Raw genomic sequence first — 19959 nt, 5'->3', positions numbered from 1 at the left:
CGGCTGGGCGCCTTCGCGAGCGCGGTGGCGGCAAGTAAGGGGTACGTCCTGCAGTGCGCCTCCGCGGGTCGCCGGTGGCGGGGCGTCCTGGCGGGAGGGGTTCGAACCGCCGACGGGTCAGTCCCTCAGCAGCCGGCCGACGAGGAAGAGGTTCAGCACGCTGATCGCCGCCGGCCGCCAGGCCTGCAGGGCCGCCCTTTCGATACAGCTTCGGGGTGAGTATGGCGTGCTGGCACGCCCTCCCCGCGCTTCGATCAGCGGTTGACGGCGGCCATGTTGTCCGCGTCGTAGCGCTCGCCGGAGGCGCGGGGCAGGTCGTTCAGGCGGGCGATGTGGCCGGCAGTGAGCTCGATGTGGTCGGCGGCGGCGTTCTCCTCAAGCCGGGCGACTCGCTTGGTGCCGGGGATGGGCGCGATGTCTTCACCCTGGGCGAGCAGCCAGGCCAAGGAGACCTGCGCGGGCGTGGTGTCGATCTCGGCGGCCACGGCCCGGACCTCGTCGACGATTCGCAGGTTGCGTTCCAGGTTGCCGTCGGCAAAGCGGTGGTTGGTACGGCGCCAGTCGTCGGTGTCGAGATCGTTCAGGGAGCGGATGCTGCCGGTCAGGAAGCCGCGGCCGAGCGGGGAGTACGGCACGAAGCCGATACCCAGTTCGCGCAGGACAGGCAGGATCTCGGCCTCGGGGTCGCGGGTCCACAGGGAGTATTCGGATTGGACCGCGCTGACCGGATGCACGGCGTGAGCGCGGCGGATCGTGGCGGGGCCGGCCTCCGACAGGCCGATGTGGCGGATCTTGCCCTCGGCCACCAGTTCGGCCAGCGCGCCAACGGTCTCTTCGATGGGCGTGCCGGGGTCCACCCGGTGCTGGTAGTAGAGGTCGATGTGATCGGTACCCAGGCGCTTCAGTGATCCTTCCACGGCCAGGCGGACGTTGGCCGGGGTGCTGTCCGGAGACATGCCACCGGTGTGGGAGATCAGTCCGAACTTGGTCGCCAGCACGACCTCGTCCCGGCGCCCCTGCAAGGCCCGGCCGACCAGTTCCTCGTTGATGAAGGGGCCGTACCCCTCAGCGGTGTCGATATGGGTGACCCCGAGGTCCAGAGCGCGGTGGATCGTGCGGATCGACTCGTCGTCGAACTGGCCAGCGCCGGTGTAGAACGCCGACATTCCCATGGCTCCGAGACCGATGCGCGAGACCTTCAGGCTGCCGAGAGACACGGTTTTCATGGCGCGGACTTCCCTTCCCCTGACTTAAGTACCGTTCGGTGCAGAACTCTAACACATCAAGACCGCCCGGTACTGAACTGCGCTCGCCACCTTGTGGGGGTGAAACTGCTGGTCAGCGTGGATCTGTACCGAGTGGTACGGTTGTGGTATGGGTGACTCCCGCAGGGCCGTCATGGGCCGGCCTCGAGAATTCGACATCGACCAGGCGCTGGAACGTGCGATGCGGGTGTTCTGGGCCCGAGGGTACGAAGGTTCGAGCCTCGCTGAACTGACCAGCGCCATGGGGATCACCAAGACGAGCATGTACGCGGCTTTCGGCAACAAGGAGCAGTTGTTCCGCAAGGCCCTCCAGCGCTACGGCGCAGGGCCGGCCGCCTACGCCACGCGCGCCTTGGAAGAGCCCACCGCACGGGCCGTGGCCTCGGCGTTCCTCCGCGGAGCGGTCCGCACCACGACCCCTCCCGGCGGCCCCTCCGGGTGTCTGACCGTGCAGGGTGCGCTGGCGTCGAGCGACGAGACCCAGGCCGTCCACGACCTGCTGGTCGACTGGCGCAACGACGCGGGGGTCCGCCTCGAGGAGCGCTTCCGGCGCGCCGTCAACGAGGGTGATCTTCCGCGCGACGCCGACCCACGGCGTCTTGCCCGGTTCATCATGACGATGGGTTTCGGCATCGCAGTGCAGGCCGCCAACGGCCTCGGTCCTGCCGAGCTCGATGAGATCGTCGACACGGCGTTGCTCGGCTGGCCTGCATAGCGGCTGCACCCCTCCGCCCGCCCGGTGAGACCGTCTCCGCACGATGAGGGCCGTGACGGGGCGGCAGAACTTCGGTACCGTCCGGCACAGAAGTTTCGGGCAGTGGTTCCTCCCCTGCCCGGACCGCCGCGACAAAACCGTCAAGGGCCACGAAAACCGAGCATGACCTCCGCTCCGGGGGCCGAAGAAGGAGATCATGTCCGACACCGACCTGCGCGAGTTCTACCTGCGCTACATCGGGGCGCTCAACGCCCACGAGATCTCCCGCATGGACGAATTCATCAACGACGAGACCACCCTGAACGGCGAGCCGGCCACTCGGGACCAGGTCATCGAGGTGCTGAACCACGCTATCGACGCGGTCCCGGACTTCCACTGGGAGCCCCGGGAAACCGCGGTCGACGGTGATCGCCTGGCCGCCCGTCTGACCAACACGGGCACGCCCGCCAAGGAGTGGCTCGGCGTGACTCCGACCGGCGCCTCGTTCGAGATCGTCGAGTACGCCATCTATCAGGTTCGTGACGGGCGGTTCGTGCACATGACAGCCCTGCACGACGCCGAGACCTTGAGGCGGCAGCTCGGTGCCTAGCGTTCGGCCCCCGTATTTCAGAGGGACACGAGGGACACGCACGCTGTTCTGCCGGCGGCGGAACAGCGACCGAACCGGGCTCATCGACCTCCGCGAACGGCTCCAGACCCAGCCCCACACCGTGACTCGGTAGAGGCAGGCGCGAGGTCACGCCCCCGTGGTGGAGCCGGGGCGGATGATCATCAGGACGGTGACCGTGGCCCACAGCAGGTTGAAGACGCCGGTGAGCATGGCGAGCCGCTGTGGTGTCGATGGAGTCGACGTCGGTGGGGCGGAACCGGCCGTCCCGGCCAGCGCGAGGTCCTGGGCGGGCAGGATCAGTACGGCCAGGACGGCGACGGCCGCCGTGGTCAGCACTATCGAGGCGATCAGCCAGCCATCGCCCATGACGCCGAGACTGCCGGCCGTGGCGAGGCCGGACAGGGGAACGGCGATGCCGATGACCGCGTAGACGCGGCAGATGCGGTGCAGTGTCCGCAGGGTCGTGCGGGCGTCGCCGTCGGAGGGGTCGCCGAGGGCGCGTCGCAGCGTCGCGGGAAACATGCTCGCGGCGACGGTGACCGGGCCGACGGCGACGAGGGCGGCCAGTACGTGCAGGGACAGGAGGAGTTTGGTCATGCCTGGTGCTCCCGTTCCGGCCGACGCTCGCCGGTGACCTTGGAGGAGGGGAGGCGGCCGGCCCTGGAGACGCCCCGAAGGGTGTCGCCGTCCACCGTGACGTCGAACGCCAGGTTCAGCCGCAGGGGCTCGGTGACGGCCTGCTTCCAGGTGAGCCGGTCGCCGTCGAGGGTGATGCCGCTCAGCGGTACTTCCTCGCCGGCTCCGCGGGCGACGCCGGTCAGGGCGCCGTCCCGCTCCCGGAGTTCCACCACGGCCTTGATCTTGCCCACGGGGGTGGAGACGGACAGGTGCCAGGTGCCTTCGACGGACATGCTGAATTTCCTTCTGACGATGCGAGGGGGGAAGCAGCCGGGTGCTCAGAGGGCGGCGGGCGTCCGGCCCCGGGGCCGCCAGACAGTGCCGCGCCGCTCGTGGGAGAAGAGCTCTTCGACCGCGTGCGCGATCCGCGGGCCCACCTCGCGCTCCAGCAGGTACAGGCCCAGGTCCAGCCCGGAGGTGACGCCGGCCCCGGTGATCAGGTCTCCGTCGTCCACGACGCGGGCGCGGACCGCGCGGGCGCCGGTGGCGTCCAGCAGGTCGAGGCCCAGGTGGTGGGTGGTCGCGTGACGCCCCTCCAGCAGACCCGCCATGGCCAGGACGAGCGAGCCGCCGCAGACGGCGGCGACCGTGATGCGCGGATCGGCCATGGCCTGCTTCAGCAGCGCGGGGAGCCCGGTGGCCAGCGTGCGGCCCAGCAGCACCGGGATGAACTCGTCCTGCTTCCGCTCACCGGCGCCCGCCTCTTCCGCCGGAACCTCGCCGGGTTCACCCACCCGGCCGGAGGCGCCGGGCACCACCAGCAGGTCCGCGCGCTCCAGGTCGACGGCGCCCGTGGCGCGCAGCGTCAGCCCTCCGGTGCCGCTGATCACCTCACGAGAGCCCTCCGCGGAGACCAGCTCCACGGTCACCGCGCCGTCCGACGCCGAGCCGCCGGCGTACAGCACCTCGTAGGGAGCGATCACATCGAGTGGGTCGAAGCCGTCGAACAGGATGATCTGGACGTGCATGAAGGTTCCCTCGGGTCGTTCTCCTGCGGACACCCGAAGTCAACCGGGTGCCGCCACGCTCGCCCAGTGGCACTTGTGACAGGCTTCGACGGGAAAATGCCAAACGCTTCCGGAGGGCTCGGAATGTCGCTGAGGATGGGCTTTCCGGGGGAGAGAGCGACGCCGTCACGGCGGCGGAGAGGTACGTTCCTGCCATGCACACCGTCGCCGTCCTCGCGCTGGACCAGGTGATCCCGTTCGACCTGTCGACCCCGATCGAGGTGTTCTCCCGCACCCGCCTGCCGGACGGGCGGCCCGGCTACCAGGTCCGGGTGTGCGCCGAGCGCGACGAGATCGATGCCGGAGCCTTCGCCGTACGCGCCCCCTGGGGGCTGGAGGGTCTCGCCGGCGCGGACACGGTCATCGTGCCGGGTGTCGCGGAACCCACCGCCCCGCTCTCGCCGGCCGTGCGGGACGCACTGCGGGCGGCCGCGGCCGCGGGGACGCGGATCGCCTCCATCTGCGTGGGCACCTTCTCCCTGGCCGCCACCGGGCTCCTCGACGGCCTGCGCGTCACGACCCACTGGGGTGCGGCCGCTCTCCTGGCCGCCACCCACCCGGCCCTGGACGTCGACCCGGACGTCCTCTACGTCGACAACGGCCAGTTCCTCACCTCGGCGGGCGCGGCCGCCGGCCTGGACCTGTGCCTGCACATGATCCGCCGGGACTACGGCTCGGCCGTCGCCGCCGACGCGGCCCGCCTGTCGGTGATGCCTCTCGAACGGGAGGGCGGTCAGGCTCAGTTCATCGTCCACGACCACGTGCCGACACCGCACGGCTCCGAACTGGAGGCGCTGCTCACCTGGCTGCGGGAGAACCTGGCCCGCGACCTCACCCTCACCGACATCGCCGAGCGGGCCGGAACCAGCACCCGCACCCTGATCCGCCGCTTCCGCGACCAGACCGGCACCACCCCGCTGCAATGGCTGCACCGCGCCCGCATCCGCCAGGCGCAGCACCTGCTGGAAACCACGGCCCACTCCGTCGAACGCATCGGCCATCAGGTCGGCTTCGCCTCCCCCACCACCTTCCGCGACCGTTTCAAGCGCACCACCGGCGTCAGCCCGCAGACCTACCGGCGCACGTTCGCCTGAACGACGAGGGGCGCCCTCCGGGACCCAGGCCCGGAAAGCGCCCCTCGTGACAGCGTCAGCGGGCGTCGGTGAAGGTCTCCCCCCGCTCCGCCTTCTCCAGCAGCAGCGCCGGAGGCGTGAAGCGGGCGCCGTAACGCTCGGCCAGTTCACGCGACCGGGCTACGAAGCCGGGCAGGCCGCCCTCGTAGCCGTTGATGTACTGGAGGACGCCGCCGGTCCAGCCGGGGAAGCCGATGCCGAGGATGGAGCCGATGTTGGCGTCGGCGACCGAGGTGAGGACGCCCTCTTCGAGGAGGCGGACGGTGTCGAGGGCCTCGGCGAAGAGCATGCGTTCCTGCATGTCCTCGAAGGGGATCTCGTGCCCGGGCTTGGTGAAGTGCTCGCGCAGGCCCGGCCAGAGGGTGGTGCGCCTGCCGTCCTCGTAGTCGTAGAAGCCGGCGCCGCCGCTGCGGCCGGGGCGGCCGAACTCGTCGACCAGGCGGTCCACGACCTCGTCGGCGGGGTGCGGGGTCCAGGTGCCGCCCGCCTCCTCCACGGCACGGCGGGTCTCCGCGCGGATCTTGCGCGGGAGGGTGAGGGTCAGCTCGTCCATCAGCGACAGCACCTTCGCCGGGTAGCCGGCCTGAGCCGCCGCCTGCTCCACCGACGCCGGTTCGATGCCCTCACCGACCATCGCGACGCCCTCGTTGATGAAGTGGCCGATCACCCGCGAGGTGAAGAAGCCGCGCGAGTCGTTGACCACGATCGGCGTCTTGTTGATCTGCCGGACCAGGTCGAAGGCGCGGGCCAGCGCCTCGTCCCCGGTGCGCTCGCCCTTGATGATCTCGACCAGCGGCATCTTGTCGACCGGCGAGAAGAAGTGCAGCCCGATGAAGTCGCGCTGCCGCTCGACGCCCTCGGCCAGCGCGGTGATGGGCAGCGTGGAGGTGTTGGAGCAGAGCAGCGCGTCGGGCTCGACGACGGACTGGACCTCCTGGAACACCTTGTGCTTGAGCGCGGTGTCCTCGAAGACCGCCTCGATCACCGCGTCGCAGCCCGCGAGGTCGGCCGCCTCGGCGGCCGGGGTGATCCGGGCCAGCAGGGTGTCGGCCTTCTCCTGGCTGGTGCGGCCCTTGGCGACGGCCTTGGCGCACAGCTTCTCGGAGTAGCCCTTGCCCTTGGCGGCCGCCTCCAGCGAGACGTCCTTGAGGACGACCTCCAGGCCCGCGCGGGCGCAGGAGTAGGCGATGCCGGCGCCCATCATGCCCGCGCCGAGCACGGCCACCTTGCGGACCTTGCGCGGCTCGATGCCCTGGGGCCGGTTGGCACCGGAGTTGACTGCCTGGAGGTCGAAGAAGAACGCCTGGATCATGTTCTTCGCGGTCTGCCCGGCGGCCAGCTCCACGAAGTACCGCGCCTCGATGACCTGCGCGGTCTCGAAGTCGACCTGGGCGCCCTCGACCGCGGCGGCGAGGATGTTGCGCGGTGCCGGGTAGGGCGCGCCGCCTGTCTGCTTGCGCAGCGAGGCCGGGAAGGCGGGCAGGTTGGCGGCGAACTTCGGGTGGGCCGGGGTGCCGCCGGGGATCTTGTAGCCGGGCTTGTCCCAGGGCTGCTGCGACTCGGGATTGGCGTCGATGAAGGCGCGGGCCCGAGCGGTCAGCTCCTCCGGCGTCTCCACCACCTCGTGCACGAGCCCGTTGTCCAGCGCGCGGCGGGGGTTGTACTGGGTGCCCTGGAGCAGCACCTTCAGCAGCGCGTCGGTGATGCCGAGCAGCCGCACGGTACGGACGACACCGCCACCGCCGGGGAGCAGGCCGAGGGTGACCTCGGGACAGCCGATGCGGGAGCCGGGGGCGTCGAGGGCGATCCGGTGGTGGCAGGCGAGGGCGATCTCGAAGCCGCCGCCGAGGGCCGCGCCGTTGATCGCGGCGACCACGGGCACACCGAGAGTCTCGATGCGGCGCAGGTTCCGCTTGATGGCCAGGCCGCCGTCGAAGAGGTCCTGGGCGGTCCCGGGGGTGACCCGGATCAGGTCACGCAGGTCACCGCCCGCGAAGAAGGTCTTCTTCGCCGAGGTGAGGATGATGCCCCGGATCGAGTCCTTCTCGGCCTCCAGCCGGTCGGTGATCACGGCGAGGGACTCGCGGAACGCCTGGTTCATGGTGTTCGCGGACTGGCCGGGGTCGTCGAGGACGAGGGTGACGACACCGGTGTCGTCCTGCTCCCAGCGGATGGTGGTGCTCTCGGTCATGACAGTCGTCTCCGTAGAAGTCGCTTGGTTCCGCTGGGAGTTCAGACGCGCTCGATGATCGTGGCGATGCCCATGCCGCCGCCGACGCACAGGGTGGCCAGGCCGTACCGCTTGTCCTGGCGCTCCAGTTCGTCCACGAGGGTGCCGAGGATCATCGCGCCGGTGGCGCCGAGGGGGTGGCCGAGCGCGATGGCGCCGCCGTTGACGTTGACCTTGTCCAGGGACAGGCCCATGTCCTTGACGAAGCGCAGGACGACGGCGGCGAACGCCTCGTTGATCTCGACCAGGTCGATGTCGTCGATGGTCAGCCCGGCCTTCGCGAGCGCCTTGCGGGTGGCGGGAGCGGGGCCGGTGAGCATGATGGTGGGCTCGGAGCCGGAGACGGCGGCGGAGACGATCCGGGCGCGGGGGTTGAGCCCGTACCGCTCCCCCACCTCGCGGGAGCCGATGGCGACCAGGGAGGCGCCGTCCACGATGCCGGAGGAGTTGCCCGCGTGGTGGACGTGGTCGATCTTCTCCACCCAGTGGTACTTCTGCAGCGCGACCGCGTCGAACCCGCCCAGCTCGCCGATGTCGGCGAAGGACGGCTTGAGACCGGCGAGGGAGTCGGCGGTGGTGCCGGGGCGGAGGTGCTCGTCGTGGTCGAGGACGGTAAGGCCCGCGCGGTCCTTGACCGGGACCACCGAGCGCTCGAAGCGGCCCTCCTTCCAGGCGTTGGCGGCACGCTCCTGGGACAGGGCCGCGTACTCGTCGACGTCACGGCGGCTGAAGCCCTCGATGGTGGCGATGAGGTCGGCGCCGATGCCCTGCGGGACGAAGTTGGTGGCGAGGTTGGTCATCGGGTCGTTGAACCAGGCGCCGCCGTCCGAGGCCATCGGCACCCGGGACATCGACTCGACACCGCCCGCCAGTACCAGGTCCTCCCAGCCGGAGCGGACCTTGGCGGCGGCCGTGTTGACGGCCTCCAGACCCGAGGCGCAGAAGCGGTTCTCCTGTACGCCCGCCACGGTGTCCGGCAGTCCCGCGGCGACGGCGGCGATCCGGGCGATGTCGGAGCCCTGGTCGCCGACGGGGCCGACGACGCCGAGCACGATGTCGTCGATGGCGGCCGGGTCCAGACCGGGGAAGCGGGCGCGGATCTCGTGGATCAGGCCGACGACCAGGTCGATCGGCTTGGTGCCGTGCAGCGCGCCGTTGGCCTTGCCTCGGCCGCGCGGGGTGCGGATCGCGTCGTACACAAACGCTTCGGTGGTCACTGGTGTGCCTTTCGGGAGGGTGTCAGGCGGTAGCTTGCGGGAGGTCCCAGTCGCGGGCCACTTCCTCGGCGCCGGTGCCGGGCAGGGCGGGGCCGGTGCGGACGCGGGTGGGGGTGGCGGAGAAGCGTGGGGCGGGGGCCGGCTGGACCAGCCCGTCGTGCTCGGTGAAGGTGGCGCGGGCGGCCAGGTGGGGATGGTGCGGAGCCTCGCGCAGGCTCAGTACGGGGGCCACGCAGGCGTCGGTGCCCTCGAAGCGGGACGTCCACTCGGCGCGCGTACCGGACTTGAAGCGGGCGGCCACCCGCTCGCGCAGCTCGGGCCAGCGGGCCGGGTCGTGGTGGGCGTCGGTCAGGCCGTCGAGGTCGAGGAGGCGGAGGAACTCGGCGTAGAAGCGGGGTTCCAGGGCGCCGACCGCCATGTACCTCCCGTCGGCGGTCTCGTAGGTGCCGTAGTAGGGGCAGCCGCCGTCGAGCAGGTTGGCGGCGCGGCGGTCCTGCCAGGCGCCGGCGGCGAGCATGCCGTGGATCATGGCGGAGAGGTGGGCGGTGCCGTCCACGATGGCGGCGTCCACCACCTGGCCGGTGCCGGTGGAGCGGGCGTGGTGCAGGGCGGCGAGGACGCCGACGACGAGGTAGAGGGAGCCGCCCGCGTAGTCCCCGAGGAGGTTGGCGGGCAGGGCCGGGGGTTCGCCGGGGCGGCCGATCATGCCGAGGGTGCCGGTGACGGCGATGTAGGAGGCGTCGTGCCCGGCGCGGTCGGCGAGCGGGCCGTCCTGGCCCCAGCCGGTCATCCGGCCGTAGACCAGGCGGGGGTTGCGGGCGTGGCAGTCGGCGGGGCCGACGCCGAGGCGCTCGGCGACACCGGGGCGGTAGCCCTCGATCAGGACGTCGGCGCGCTCGGCGAGGTCGAGCACGCGCGCGGCACCGTCCGGGGCCTTGAGGTCGACGACGACGGAGCGCTTGTTGCGGTTGGTGACATCGCGCGCGGGGTCGATGCCGAGGCCGGGGCCGTCGGGCCGGTCCACCCGGACCACGTCGGCGCCCAGGTCGGCCAGGAGCATCGCGGCGAAGGGGCCGGGGCCGATACCGGCCAGCTCGACCACCCGCACCCCGCTGAGCGGGCCCTGCCCCGGCGCCGTTGCCGTCGTCATGCCGTCATGCCCCCAAAGCGCGTATGACACAAACGATGTAACACCGGTGATGCTAGGAACACCGTGCACCCGGCACAAGACCTGAACGAGCGGGCGCTTAGCGAAGTGCCCCGGTGCGCCCCGATTCCCCGGGCACACCGCACGGGGCGCCTGCCGGGCCCCGCACCCCTCACGCTAGCCTCGGCCCCCGACAGTCGCGCGGGCTGCACGGCAAGGAGTGTCATGAGCAGGCTGAAATCGACGGACCGTCCCTACGACATCGTGATCTTCGGTGCCACCGGCTTCGTCGGCACGCTGACGGCGGAGTATCTCGCCGCGCACGCTCCGGAGGACCTGCGGTGGGCCGTCGCGGGCCGGGACCCGGGCAGGCTGGAGGCACTGCGGGAGCGGCTGCCCGGCGGTTCGGCCATCGGAGTGATCCACGCCGACGTGAGCGAGCCCGCCACCCTGCGGGCGCTCGCGGAACAGGCCCGCGTGGTGGCCTCGACCGTCGGCCCGTACATCACCTACGGCGAGGAACTGGTCGCCGCCTGCGCCGACAGCGGCACGGACTATCTCGACCTCACCGGCGAGCCCGAGTTCGTGGACCTGATGTTCATCCGCCACGACGCCCGTGCCCGGGAGACCGGCGCCCGGCTGGTGCACGCCTGCGGTTTCGACTCCGTACCGCACGACCTGGGCGCCTATTTCACGGTGCGGCAGCTTCCCGAGGGGGTGCCGCTGCGGGTGGACGGGTTCGTCACGGCGAACGCCACCTTCTCCGGGGGCACGCTCGCCTCGGCGCTGAACCAGTTCGCGCGCGCCGGGAGCATGTGGGCGGCGGCCCGCGACCGGGCCCGGCACGAGCCGCGCCTGATGGACCGCCGGGTCTCGGCCCCCACGGGCGCGCCCCGGTTCGCCGGGGAGGTCGGCGCCTGGGCGCTGCCGCTGCCCACCATCGACCCGCAGATCGTGCGCCGCTCCGCCAAGTCCCTGGACCGCTACGGCCCCGACTTCCGCTACCGCCACTACGCGGCGGTCGAGCACCTCCCGGTCGCGGCGGCGGGGCTCGCGGGTGTGGGCGTCCTCGCGGTGGCGGCCCAGCTCGCCCCCGTCCGCTCCTGGCTCTCCGGCCGGCTCCAGCCGGGCGAGGGCCCCGACGCGGAGAAGCGCGCCCGGAGCTGGTTCCGTGTCCGCTTCGTCGGCGAGGGCGGCGGGCGGCGCGTGTTCACCGAGGTCACGGGCGGCGATCCGGGCTACGGGGAGACGGCGAAGATGTTCGCGGAGGCGGCCCTGTCCCTGGCGACGGACGACCTCCCCGACCGCTCCGGCCAGCTCACCCCGGTGACCGCGATGGGCGACGCGCTGCTGGAACGGCTGCGGGCGGCGGGCATCGGGTTCCGGGTGGTGGCCGAGCGGAGCGTCTGAGCGGAAAACCGGTTCGGCGGCGGTGCGGAGCCTGGCACAGTGGCGCCCCATGACGGACTCCGCACTCGTGGCAGCCTCGGACATCCCGCTCATGCAGGGCCTGGCGCAGCGCGTCACCGCCCTCCGCCCGGACCTGATCAGCGCGGGCGCCTCGTACGGCGAGCTCGCCTGGATCTACGGCAAGGACCATGCCGCCCAGAGCGCCGGCTGGCGGCGCCGCCTGTGGTTCGCCGGTGACGAGTTGGTGGCGTGGGGCTGGGCCTTCCTCCCCCGCCGGGTCCGGCGTGACGACGGGTCGGTCACCGACGTCACCGGCGCCTCGCTGAGCCACCAGGTCCATCCGGACCACGCGGGGCTGGTCGACGAGGTGATCGAGTGGTACGACGCGGTGGCGGCCGGCCTGGAGCGCACCGCTTTGCCGACCACCGCCGACGAGTACGCGCTGACCCGCTGGGCGGCGCACGGATACGAGCCCGACGCACGGGCCCTCGGCGACACCGGGGACTGGACCCAGCTCAACCGACGGGACCTCACCGACGTGGAGCACCCGGTGCTGCCGCCCGGCTTCCGGTTCCGCACCGCCGAGGAGGCGGGCCCCCGGGCCGCGGTCCGGGCCCATTTGGACGCCTGGTCCCCGTCGCCCTACACGGCCCGGAGCTACGAGGGCGTCCGGCGGACGGCGGCCTACCGCGCCGATCTGCATGTCCTGGTGGAGGCTCCGGACGGCACCATGGCCGCCTCCACCATCATGTGGCTCGACCACATGAACAGGACCGTCGAGTTCGAACCGGTGGGCACCCACCCCGCCTACCGCCGCCTCGGCCTGGCCCGGGCGATGATGCTCCACGGCATGCGCCTGGCCCGGGCGGCCGGCGCCACCCACGCGACGGTCGTCTGCCTCGGCGCGCCGGGCCGTCCGAGGGCACGCGGGCTGTACTACGGGCTCGGTTTCCGGGAGCTTTCCCGCGATGCGCCGCTGATCAAGTGGGCGGGCTGAGAGTCCGCAGCGCCCTTCGGCACAGGGAGTCCGCCCTGCGGGTCGTCTCCGGGAGGCGGTACTTGGGGGTGAGGGCAAGAGTGTGGGCGACGGCGTTCTCCAGCGACACCCGGTGCCCCACCGACACGTACACCGGCTTGACCTCGCCGCGGGTGCGCAGGGCGGCGCCCACTTCCTCGGCCCCCTCCGCGAGCAGCGGGGCGGTGCTCCCCCGCGACGGGGCGAGCGCCGGGTGGGTGAAGGTGAAGGGGTTCTTGGCGACGCCGATGGTGGGCAGGCCGGTCAGGACGCCGAGGTGACTGGCGAGGCCGAAGCGGCGGGGGTGGGCGAGGCCGTAGCCGTCGCAGACGACGAGGCCGGGTGGGCAGGGCAGCGCGTCCAGGGCCGCCCGTACGGCCGGCAGCTCGCGGAAGGCGAGCAGGCCGGGGACGTAGGGGAAGGCGACCCGGCCGACGGCGGTCGCCTCGGCGACGACGGCCAGGGTGACCGCGTCCAGGACCACGGCCGCCGCCGCGACCAGGTCGCGGGCGTCGTCGTAGGCCACGTCGACGCCGGTGACATGACCGGTGCCGGGCGGCGGGCCTGTCTCGTCGCGGACGACACGGCCGCGCAGCGCGTCCTGGACGGCACGGGCCTCCTCCTCGGTGGCGGGCCAGTCGGCGGGAACCTGTGCGGTGATCATCGTGGCCCCGACGATACGGGGCGCCGGGGTAGGCTCGCGATCATGTTCGTACTGGAGCTGACGTACACCGCCCCGCTCGACGCCGTCGACGCCGTCCTGACCGCTCATGTGGCCTGGCTGGACGAGCAGTACGACAAGGGGCTGTTCCTCGCCTCCGGCCGCAAGAACCCCCGCGACGGCGGGGTGATCGTCGCCGTCGCGGACAGCCGGGCCCAGATCGAGGCGGTCGTGGCCGAGGACCCGTTCGTCACCGCCGGGGTGTGCGAGTACCGCGTCACCGAGTTCACCGCCACGAAGACGGCACCCGAGCTGACGCGGTACCGGCAGAGCGCCGGCTGAGCCGGCCCCGGCTCACTTCTTCCTGTCCAGCGCGCGCTGGAGCTGCTCCTTGTTCATGTCGGAGCGGCCGTGGATGCCGCGCTGCCTGGCCTCGTTGTAGAGCTGGTCGTACGTCGGGCCCTGCGAGCCCTTGCCGGAGCGCCGGCCGCCGCGCTCCCCGGAGGACATGTCCTGCGTCGAGGTACGGCTGGCGGTCTTGGACTCACCGGCCCGGGCGCGCTCCTTGTTGACCGTGCGCGCGGCGATCTCCTCCGCGCGGTCCTCGCTCGCCCCCTGGTCCAGCTCGCTCTCCTTGATGTGCTCGTACTGGCGCTCACGCTTGGGGCTGGAACCGGCTGGCATGGTCGCTCCCTTCGTTGCCCTGCGGGCCTTCGCAGGCTGTCCGGTAGGGAGGCGAGTACCCGGATTCGGACCCGTTTCGCACCCCGGAATCGTGACCGAGGTCACTCCGGCCGGGTGTGCACGGAACGGAGGCTTCCGACGTCTCTCCCGGTGTCGGGCCGCGACCCGCCGAGGAGCAGTGTCCAGCCGTCCGAGGGAGCACAGGCTTTGTCCACCGTGATCGAGGCAATCGTGGAGGCGCGTCTGGTCGCCGCCGCGCCCCGCATGCCGAGCATTCCCGCCGCCCTGCACTACGACCGGCGCGACCCCTACGCCGTCCGGATGACCTTCCCCGCCCCGGCCACCCTGGCGGGCGTGGAGGTGTGCTGGACCTTCTCCCGCGAGCTGCTGTCCGCCGGGCTGCACGAGCCGCAGGGCCAGGGTGACGTACGGGTGCGGCCCTACGGCTACGACCGCACGGTGCTGGAGTTCCACGCGCCGGAGGGCACCGCCGTGGTGCATGTGCGCTCCGGGGAGATCCGGCGCTTTCTGCGGGCGGCGGGCGAGCTGGTGCCGGTGGGCCTGGAGCACCTGCAACTCGACCTCGACCAGGGGCTGGCCGAGCTGATGCGGGACTCCGGCTGACCGGGGTCCGCGTTAATCGCGTTGACAGGCTTCGAGGCCGTTCGTAGCGTGTACAGCGGTTCTGTTGCCGTCGATAGGAGAAGGACGTTGCTCGTCTGAGGTCATGAGACATCGCGTTCACACCGGTGAGGTGTGCGTGGCGTTCAACCTCGGCGTACGAGCCGTCCCTCAGGCACAGGCCCTTTTTTCTGGCCCCTTGGGCCCAGTTCTCCCGGCCCCCAGTGCCTCCGGGCTTCCGGTTTCCGCCCGCGGTGTCTCGTCAGTCCCCCCGACCAGACCGCACCCGGCACCCGTGAGGCCCCTATGTCATCACCCGCGTCCTCCCTCTCCGCCACCTCCCTGACCTTCGCCTGGCCGGACGGCACCCCCGTCCTGGAAGGCCTCGACATCTCCTTCGGCCCCGGCCGCACCGGGCTGGTCGGCGCCAACGGCTCGGGCAAGTCCACCCTGCTGAAACTGCTCTCCGGCACCCTCGTCCCGACCGACGGCACGATCAGGGTGTCCGGCGAGATCGGCCTGCTCCCGCAGAACGTCACCCTGGACACCGCCCTCCGCGTCGACGAGGCCCTCGGCATCGCCGCCAAGCGGGCCGCGCTGCACGCCATCGAGGCGGGCGACGCCTCCGAGGAGCACTTCGAGACCCTCGACGAGGACTGGGACGTGGAGGAGCGCGCCCTGGTCACCCTCGGCGAACTCGGCCTCGGCCACATCGGCCTGGACCGCACGGTCGGTGAGGTCTCCGGCGGCGAGTCGGTGCTGCTGCGGCTGGCCGCGCTGCTGCTGCGCCGCCCCGACGTGCTGCTGCTGGACGAGCCCACCAACAACCTCGACCTGTACGCCCGCCGCCGGCTGTACGCGGCCGTGGCAAGCTGGCCCGGCGTCCTCGTCGTGGTCAGCCACGACCGCGAACTGCTGGACCTCGTCGACCAGATCGCCGACCTCCGCGCCGGCGAGGTCGCCTGGTACGGCGGCAACTACTCCGCCTACGAGGAGGCCCTCGCCGTCGAACAGGAGGCGGCCGAACGGACGGTGCGCGCGGCGGAGGCCGACGTCCGCAAGCAGCGCCGCGAACTCACCGACGCCCATATGAAACTGGCCCGCCGCAAGCGGTACGGGCAGAAGATGTACGACTCCAAGCGCGAGCCGAAGATCGTGATGGGCGCCCGCAAACGCGCCGCCCAGGAGTCCGCGGGCAAGCACCGCATCATGCACGAGGAACGGCTCGCGGAGGCCAGGGAGCGGCTGGACGAGGCGGTGGAGGCGGTCCGGGACGACGACGAGATCCGCGTCGACCTGCCGTACACCGCCGTGCCGCCGGGCCGGCAGGTGCTCACGCTGGAGAAGCTGGAGACGGTCCACGGGCCGCGCGTGGCGGGCCTGCTGGACCTGCGGGGCCCGGAGCGGATCGCGCTCGTCGGGCGCAACGGGGCCGGGAAGACGACCCTGCTGCGGACGATCGCCGGGGAGCTGCCCCCGGTCGCCGGGCTGGCCGAGGCCCATGTGCCGCTGCGCTTCCTGCCCCAGCGGCTGGACGTGCTGGACGACGGGGCTACGGTCGCGGAGAACGTGGCCCGGTTCGCGCCGGGGGCCACCCCCAACCGGGTCCGCGCCCGGCTGGCCCGCTTCCTGTTCCGGGGCAAGCGGGCCGACCAGCCGGCCGGCACCCTCTCCGGCGGCGAACGCTTCCGGGCCGCGCTGGCCGCACTGCTGCTGGCCGAACCCGCCCCGCAACTGCTGCTGTTGGACGAGCCGACCAACAACCTGGACATGGCGAGCGTGCGCCAGCTGACCTCGGCGCTGGAGTCGTACGAGGGTGCGCTGATCGTCGCCGGGCACGATCTGCCGTTCCTGGACTCCATCGGCATCACCCGCTGGCTGCTGGTGGCGGACGGGGAGTTGCGGGACGCGACGCGGGAAGAGATCGGCTAGGCGGGCGCTCCGCCTGGACGGGGCCCTTACGCCCGCCTTAACCTACGGCTTCGTAACCTACGGACACGTAGGCTACGAAGCCGTAGGTTCTTGACGCCGCCCTCTTGGGGTGGCTATGTCGATGAATCTCCCTTTTCTGCTCGGCCGTTTTTTGGAGTACCCCCGTGACGATCACCTCCCCTCACCTCGGCAGCCCGTCCGCCTGGACCGACGCGCGGCTGCTGTTCGCCCTGGAAGAAGTGGTCGAGAACGAGCTGAACCGGCATCTGCAGGTCGCCAAGGACTGGATGCCGCACGAGTACGTGCCGTGGAGCGACGGGCGCAACTTCCCAGGCCTCTTCGAGGACGGCGAGGCGTGGGGCAAGGAGCAGTCCAAGGTCACCGAGATCGGCCGGGTGGCGCTGGTCGTCAACCTGCTGACCGAGGACAACCTGCCGAGCTACCACCACGAGATCGCCTCGCTGTTCGGCCGGGACGGCGCCTGGGGCACCTGGGTGCACCGCTGGACCGCCGAGGAGGGCCGGCACGGCATCGTGATGCGCGACTACCTGCTCGCCTCCCGCGCGGTCGACCCGGACGCGCTGGAGCGGTTCCGGATGTCGCACATGAGCGAGGGCTTCGAGTCCGACAACCGGCACTCGATGCTGCACTCGGTCGCCTATGTCGCCTTCCAGGAGCTGGCCACCCGGATCTCGCACCGCAACACCGGCCACCAGTCCGGCGACCCGGTCTGCGACCGCATGCTGTCCCGCATCGCCACCGACGAGAACCTGCACATGGTCTTCTACCGGAACCTGCTGAAGGCCGCGTTCGAGATCGCGCCCGACCTGACCATGCAGGCGGTCCGTGACGTCGTGGTCGACTTCCGCATGCCGGGCCACGGCATCCCCGGCTTCGAGCGCGCGGCCGCGCAGATGGCCATAGGGGAGGTCTACAACCTCCGTATCCACCACGACGACGTGCTCCAGCCGGTGCTGCGCTTTTTGAAGGTCATGGAGATCGACGGCCTCGGCCCGGAGGGCCTGCGCGCCCAGGAGGAGCTGGGCGTGTTCATGGGCGGACTGGACTCGGAGGCGGCCAAGTTCGACGAGCGGCTCGCGGCCCGCAAGGCGCGCATGGCGGCACGCGCGGCCGGCTGAGCCCTGGGCCGTACGGCCCCGTGACCCGCGTTCAGCACACCGTACGGCCCGTTCTTCAGCGGGCCGTACGGCGCAGGGCGAGCCGTTCCCGTTCGGAGAGGCCGCCCCAGACGCCGAAGCGTTCGTCGTGGGCGAGGGCGTAGTCGAGGCAGGCGGGGCGGATCTCGCACAGGGCGCAGATCCGTTTGGCCTCGCGCACCGAACTGCCGGGCTCGGGGAAGAAGAAGTCCGCCCCGGTCTGCGCGCACAGGGCCTGGCCCTGCCAGGCGGAATCGGCCGGTGTGATCGTCTCGATGTGCATGGCCAGGATCGTGCCGGGCGCCGGAAAACGTTTGATCAACGCCGTGTCAACGAGCGCCGCGTGGGCCGTCCCGATGATCCTCCGGGCGGACACGCCCGCGCACGGCGGCGCGCGGGGCGATCCTCCCCAGCCGGTGCCAGACTCGTCGGTGCCAAGGACGGCTCGGTCCCCGAGGAGGGCGCGCATGCTCACCACCCGTTTCCCCGACGGCGCTCCTAACTGGATCGACCTCGGTTCCCCCGATCTGGCGGCGAGCCTCGCCTTCTACGGCGGCCTCTTCGGCTGGCAGCCCGCCCCCGCCGGCCCGGAGACGGGCGGCTATGTCCTCCTCCAGCGCGACGGCAGGACGGTCGCCGGGGCCATGGCGCTGGACCCGGAGCGCGGCCGGGCGGGCTGGACGGTGTACTTCCGCTGCGCGGACGCGCTCGGCACCGCCGAGGCGGCGGGGGCGGCGCACGGCACGGTGGTGTTCTGGCCGACGGAACTGCTGGGACTCGGCCGGGTGGCGGGCCTGCAGGACCGGGCCGGGGCCGCGTTCCGCGTCTGGCAGCCGGACCCGGTCGAGGGCCTGGACGCGGCGACCGAGCCGGGCGCCCTCTGCTGGGTCGAACTGCACACCCCGGACGTGGCGGCGGCCGCCGCCTTCTACCACCGGGTACTCGGCGTGGAGACCTCCGGCGTCGGCTTCCCCGGCGGGGTCTACACCTCGCTCTACCCCGGCGGCGCCGACGAGGACGCCATGTTCGGCGGCATCGTCCCCACCTTCGAGAACCCCGCCGACACCGCCCCCGCCTGGCTGCCGTACTTCGGCACGGACGACACCGACGCCCTGGTGGCCCACGCGGAGGAACTCGGCGGCTCGGTCCGCCTCCCCGCGACCAGCGTCCCCGGAGTGGGCCGCCTGGCCCGCCTCGCCGACCCGCACGGGTACGAGTTCGCGGTGATCAAGGGCGACCCGGCGCAGGAAGCCTAGGGCCTCTCGTTTGGATCTTGCCGGGCTCGCGGGCCCTGGCACCGCGCCTCGCGGCGTTGTCGTCGGTTGCCATGGCTCCGCCATGTCGCCCTCCTCCGCCTTGCGACGCACGGCACCAGACCCCGCTCCCTGATCCGGCCTGATCCAAACGAAAGACCCTAGGCGGACGCCCGGCGGACGAGGGTGGTCGGCAGGATGACGCCGCCGGCCGGGCCGCCGCCCAGGAGGAGGCGGGCCATGATGCGGCCCATCTCCTCTATGTCCTGGCGGACCGTGGTGAGCGGGGGCTCGGTCTGCTCGGCCACCGGGGCCATGTCGTCGAATCCGATCACCGCGACGTCCTCGGGGACGCGGCGCCCGTGTGCGCGCAGGACGCGGAGCGCGCCGAGAGCGGTGAGGTCGTTGGCGGCGAAGACGGCGTCGACGTCGGGGCGCCGGGCGAGGAGTTCGCGCATCGCGTGCTCGCCGCCGGCGGGGGTGAAGTCGCTCTCCACGACCAGCTCGGGGTCGGTGTCGCCCATCACGTTCCGGTAGCCGTCCAGCCGGTCCACGGCGGAGGTCTGGTCCAGGGCGCCGGTGATGTGCGCGATCCGGGTCCGGCCGAGCCCGACGAGGTGCCGTACCGCGTCGCGGGCGCCGCCCCGGTTGTCGCTGTCGACGTACACCGCGCCGCCGGTGTCCCCGTCGTCCCAGTCGGGGCGGCCGCCGAAGACCGTGCGGACGCCCGCGTCGCGGATCAGGCCGGGCAACGGGTCGTCGAGGTGGAGGGAGAAGACCAGGGCGCCGTCGACATGGCCGCCCGCGAGGTAGCGGGCGACGCGGGCATGGTCGTCCCGGCCCTCGGTGAGCAGCAGGACCAGCTGATTGTCGTGGGCGGTGAGTTCCTTGCTGATGCCGCGCAACTGGGCGGCGAAGAAGGGGTCCGCGAACACGCGGGTGCCGGGTTCGGCGATGACGACCGCGACGGCGTCGTGCCGCTTGGTGACCAGGCTGCGGGCGGCCTGGTTGGGGACGTAGCCGAGTTCCTCGACCGCCTGGCGGACACGGGTGACGAGCGAGTCGCGTACGCCGTCGCCGCCGTTGACGACCCGTGAGACGGTGGCGCGGGACACCCCGGCCCGCGCGGCCACTGCCTCCAGCGTGGGACGCGACACTGCCTCGGTCACTTGGGGCTCCTCATCGGCGGCTGTGATCAGGATAGCCGCGGGGCCCGGCGCGCCC

At 71.9% G+C, this 19959-nt stretch carries 21 protein-coding genes; 10 read left to right on the top strand and 11 right to left on the bottom strand.

Translation table 11 applies throughout. The annotated features are described in order from the left end of the window. Nucleotides 1-254 precede the first annotated feature (254 nt). Entirely contained in the window at nt 255-1226 is a 972-nt protein-coding gene (locus tag E5082_RS27090; RefSeq protein ID WP_135793882.1) for an aldo/keto reductase, read from the bottom strand. 148 nt (nt 1227-1374) lie between these two features. Between E5082_RS27090 and E5082_RS27085 the strand changes: the two genes are divergently transcribed. Both E5082_RS27085 and E5082_RS27080 read left to right on the top strand, forming a co-directional pair. After that, nucleotides 1375-1980 carry a TetR/AcrR family transcriptional regulator gene (locus tag E5082_RS27085; RefSeq protein ID WP_135793881.1) on the top strand — a complete coding sequence of 202 codons (606 nt, stop codon included), beginning with the start codon at nt 1375-1377 and terminating at the stop codon, nt 1978-1980. Nucleotides 1981-2176: 196 nt separating this feature from the next. After that, on the top strand, nt 2177-2569 hold the full coding sequence (locus E5082_RS27080) for an ester cyclase (RefSeq protein WP_135793880.1): 393 nt from the start codon (nt 2177-2179) through the stop codon (nt 2567-2569). Nucleotides 2570-2716: 147 nt separating this feature from the next. On the opposite strand, the gene E5082_RS27075 is transcribed toward E5082_RS27080, so the two are convergent. The 3 genes from E5082_RS27075 to E5082_RS27065 are packed head-to-tail and all read right to left on the bottom strand — an operon-like array spanning nt 2717 to nt 4236. Further along, nucleotides 2717-3187, bottom strand: a complete 471-nt coding sequence (locus E5082_RS27075; RefSeq protein WP_135793879.1) for a DUF2269 family protein — start codon at nt 3185-3187, stop codon at nt 2717-2719. Beyond that, nucleotides 3184-3501 (bottom strand): hypothetical protein, encoded by a 318-nt coding sequence (locus tag E5082_RS27070; protein ID WP_135793878.1) that lies wholly within the window; start codon nt 3499-3501, stop codon nt 3184-3186. Before E5082_RS27070 ends, E5082_RS27075 begins: the two co-directional genes overlap by 4 nt. A 45-nt stretch (nt 3502-3546) precedes the next feature. Beyond that, the gene (locus E5082_RS27065; protein WP_135793877.1) at nt 3547-4236 is read right to left on the bottom strand and encodes a DJ-1/PfpI family protein; all 690 of its coding nucleotides are present in this window, start codon (nt 4234-4236) and stop codon (nt 3547-3549) included. Nucleotides 4237-4430: 194 nt separating this feature from the next. Between E5082_RS27065 and E5082_RS27060 the strand changes: the two genes are divergently transcribed. After that, on the top strand, nt 4431-5369 hold the full coding sequence (locus E5082_RS27060) for a GlxA family transcriptional regulator (protein ID WP_135793876.1): 939 nt from the start codon (nt 4431-4433) through the stop codon (nt 5367-5369). Between the two features lie 55 nt (nt 5370-5424). Here the strand turns inward: E5082_RS27060 and E5082_RS27055 are convergent, their stop codons facing one another. The 3 genes from E5082_RS27055 to E5082_RS27045 are packed head-to-tail and all read right to left on the bottom strand — an operon-like array spanning nt 5425 to nt 10005. Then, entirely contained in the window at nt 5425-7599 is a 2175-nt protein-coding gene (locus E5082_RS27055; protein ID WP_135793875.1) for a 3-hydroxyacyl-CoA dehydrogenase NAD-binding domain-containing protein, read from the bottom strand. Between the two features lie 41 nt (nt 7600-7640). Next, the gene (locus E5082_RS27050; protein WP_135793874.1) at nt 7641-8855 is read right to left on the bottom strand and encodes an acetyl-CoA C-acetyltransferase; all 1215 of its coding nucleotides are present in this window, start codon (nt 8853-8855) and stop codon (nt 7641-7643) included. A 22-nt stretch (nt 8856-8877) separates the two neighbouring features. Then, nucleotides 8878-10005, bottom strand: coding sequence for a CaiB/BaiF CoA transferase family protein (locus E5082_RS27045; RefSeq protein WP_135793873.1), 1128 nt, complete (start codon nt 10003-10005; stop codon nt 8878-8880). A gap of 222 nt (nt 10006-10227) precedes the next feature. Here E5082_RS27045 and E5082_RS27040 point away from each other — a divergent pair, with 222 nt between their 5' ends. Both E5082_RS27040 and E5082_RS27035 read left to right on the top strand, forming a co-directional pair. Further along, nucleotides 10228-11412, top strand: a complete 1185-nt coding sequence (locus E5082_RS27040) for a saccharopine dehydrogenase family protein (RefSeq protein ID WP_135793872.1) — start codon at nt 10228-10230, stop codon at nt 11410-11412. A gap of 49 nt (nt 11413-11461) precedes the next feature. Further along, on the top strand, nt 11462-12409 hold the full coding sequence (locus E5082_RS27035; RefSeq protein WP_135793871.1) for a GNAT family N-acetyltransferase: 948 nt from the start codon (nt 11462-11464) through the stop codon (nt 12407-12409). Here the strand turns inward: E5082_RS27035 and E5082_RS27030 are convergent. Further along, nucleotides 12393-13091, bottom strand: coding sequence for an endonuclease V (locus tag E5082_RS27030; RefSeq protein ID WP_135793870.1), 699 nt, complete (start codon nt 13089-13091; stop codon nt 12393-12395). The genes E5082_RS27035 and E5082_RS27030 overlap by 17 nt on opposite strands. 42 nt (nt 13092-13133) lie before the next feature. Between E5082_RS27030 and E5082_RS27025 the strand changes: the two genes are divergently transcribed. Then, entirely contained in the window at nt 13134-13430 is a 297-nt protein-coding gene (locus E5082_RS27025; protein ID WP_135793869.1) for a YciI family protein, read from the top strand. 12 nt (nt 13431-13442) lie between these two features. On the opposite strand, the gene E5082_RS27020 is transcribed toward E5082_RS27025, so the two are convergent. After that, entirely contained in the window at nt 13443-13772 is a 330-nt protein-coding gene (locus tag E5082_RS27020; RefSeq protein ID WP_135793868.1) for a plasmid stabilization protein, read from the bottom strand. 207 nt (nt 13773-13979) lie between these two features. On the opposite strand from E5082_RS27020, the gene ssgD reads away from it, so the two are divergent. The 3 genes from ssgD (at nt 13980) to E5082_RS27005 (ending at nt 17464) form a co-directional block, all read left to right on the top strand. Then, nucleotides 13980-14396, top strand: a complete 417-nt coding sequence (ssgD, locus tag E5082_RS27015; RefSeq protein WP_130329034.1) for a spore wall synthesis regulator SsgD — start codon at nt 13980-13982, stop codon at nt 14394-14396. Between the two features lie 303 nt (nt 14397-14699). After that, nucleotides 14700-16325: an ABC-F family ATP-binding cassette domain-containing protein gene (locus tag E5082_RS27010; protein ID WP_135793867.1), complete on the top strand. Its 1626-nt coding sequence runs from the start codon at nt 14700-14702 to the stop codon at nt 16323-16325. Nucleotides 16326-16489: 164 nt separating this feature from the next. Beyond that, the gene (locus tag E5082_RS27005) at nt 16490-17464 is read left to right on the top strand and encodes an acyl-ACP desaturase (protein ID WP_135793866.1); all 975 of its coding nucleotides are present in this window, start codon (nt 16490-16492) and stop codon (nt 17462-17464) included. A gap of 55 nt (nt 17465-17519) precedes the next feature. Here E5082_RS27005 and E5082_RS27000 read toward each other — a convergent pair whose 3' ends face one another. Beyond that, nucleotides 17520-17765, bottom strand: a complete 246-nt coding sequence (locus E5082_RS27000; protein ID WP_135793865.1) for a WhiB family transcriptional regulator — start codon at nt 17763-17765, stop codon at nt 17520-17522. Nucleotides 17766-17949: 184 nt separating this feature from the next. Between E5082_RS27000 and E5082_RS26995 the strand changes: the two genes are divergently transcribed. Continuing rightward, entirely contained in the window at nt 17950-18738 is a 789-nt protein-coding gene (locus tag E5082_RS26995) for a VOC family protein (protein ID WP_135793864.1), read from the top strand. A gap of 158 nt (nt 18739-18896) precedes the next feature. Here the strand turns inward: E5082_RS26995 and E5082_RS26990 are convergent, their stop codons facing one another. Next, entirely contained in the window at nt 18897-19904 is a 1008-nt protein-coding gene (locus tag E5082_RS26990) for a LacI family DNA-binding transcriptional regulator (protein ID WP_135793863.1), read from the bottom strand. Nucleotides 19905-19959: the final 55 nt, after the last annotated feature.

The organism is Streptomyces griseoluteus (genome assembly GCF_004784465.1).
GTDB classification, from domain to species: Bacteria; Actinomycetota; Actinomycetes; order Streptomycetales; family Streptomycetaceae; genus Streptomyces; species Streptomyces griseoluteus.
This window is presented reverse-complemented; position numbering and strand designations above follow the sequence as displayed.

Bases quoted from the DNA above. Each gene is read 5' to 3' on its own strand.
- E5082_RS27090 (WP_135793882.1), bottom strand. From the start codon at position 1,226: ATGAAAACCGTGTCTCTCGGCAGCCTGAAGGTCTCGCGCATCGGTCTC.
- E5082_RS27085 (WP_135793881.1), top strand. From the start codon at position 1,375: ATGGGTGACTCCCGCAGGGCCGTCATGGGCCGGCCTCGAGAATTCGAC.
- E5082_RS27080 (WP_135793880.1), top strand. From the start codon at position 2,177: ATGTCCGACACCGACCTGCGCGAGTTCTACCTGCGCTACATCGGGGCG.
- E5082_RS27075 (WP_135793879.1), bottom strand. From the start codon at position 3,187: ATGACCAAACTCCTCCTGTCCCTGCACGTACTGGCCGCCCTCGTCGCC.
- E5082_RS27070 (WP_135793878.1), bottom strand. From the start codon at position 3,501: ATGTCCGTCGAAGGCACCTGGCACCTGTCCGTCTCCACCCCCGTGGGC.
- E5082_RS27065 (WP_135793877.1), bottom strand. From the start codon at position 4,236: ATGCACGTCCAGATCATCCTGTTCGACGGCTTCGACCCACTCGATGTG.
- E5082_RS27060 (WP_135793876.1), top strand. From the start codon at position 4,431: ATGCACACCGTCGCCGTCCTCGCGCTGGACCAGGTGATCCCGTTCGAC.
- E5082_RS27055 (WP_135793875.1), bottom strand. From the start codon at position 7,599: ATGACCGAGAGCACCACCATCCGCTGGGAGCAGGACGACACCGGTGTC.
- E5082_RS27045 (WP_135793873.1), bottom strand. From the start codon at position 10,005: ATGACGACGGCAACGGCGCCGGGGCAGGGCCCGCTCAGCGGGGTGCGG.
- E5082_RS27040 (WP_135793872.1), top strand. From the start codon at position 10,228: ATGAGCAGGCTGAAATCGACGGACCGTCCCTACGACATCGTGATCTTC.
- E5082_RS27035 (WP_135793871.1), top strand. From the start codon at position 11,462: ATGACGGACTCCGCACTCGTGGCAGCCTCGGACATCCCGCTCATGCAG.
- E5082_RS27030 (WP_135793870.1), bottom strand. From the start codon at position 13,091: ATGATCACCGCACAGGTTCCCGCCGACTGGCCCGCCACCGAGGAGGAG.
- E5082_RS27025 (WP_135793869.1), top strand. From the start codon at position 13,134: ATGTTCGTACTGGAGCTGACGTACACCGCCCCGCTCGACGCCGTCGAC.
- E5082_RS27020 (WP_135793868.1), bottom strand. From the start codon at position 13,772: ATGCCAGCCGGTTCCAGCCCCAAGCGTGAGCGCCAGTACGAGCACATC.
- E5082_RS27010 (WP_135793867.1), top strand. From the start codon at position 14,700: ATGTCATCACCCGCGTCCTCCCTCTCCGCCACCTCCCTGACCTTCGCC.
- E5082_RS27000 (WP_135793865.1), bottom strand. From the start codon at position 17,765: ATGCACATCGAGACGATCACACCGGCCGATTCCGCCTGGCAGGGCCAG.
- E5082_RS26995 (WP_135793864.1), top strand. From the start codon at position 17,950: ATGCTCACCACCCGTTTCCCCGACGGCGCTCCTAACTGGATCGACCTC.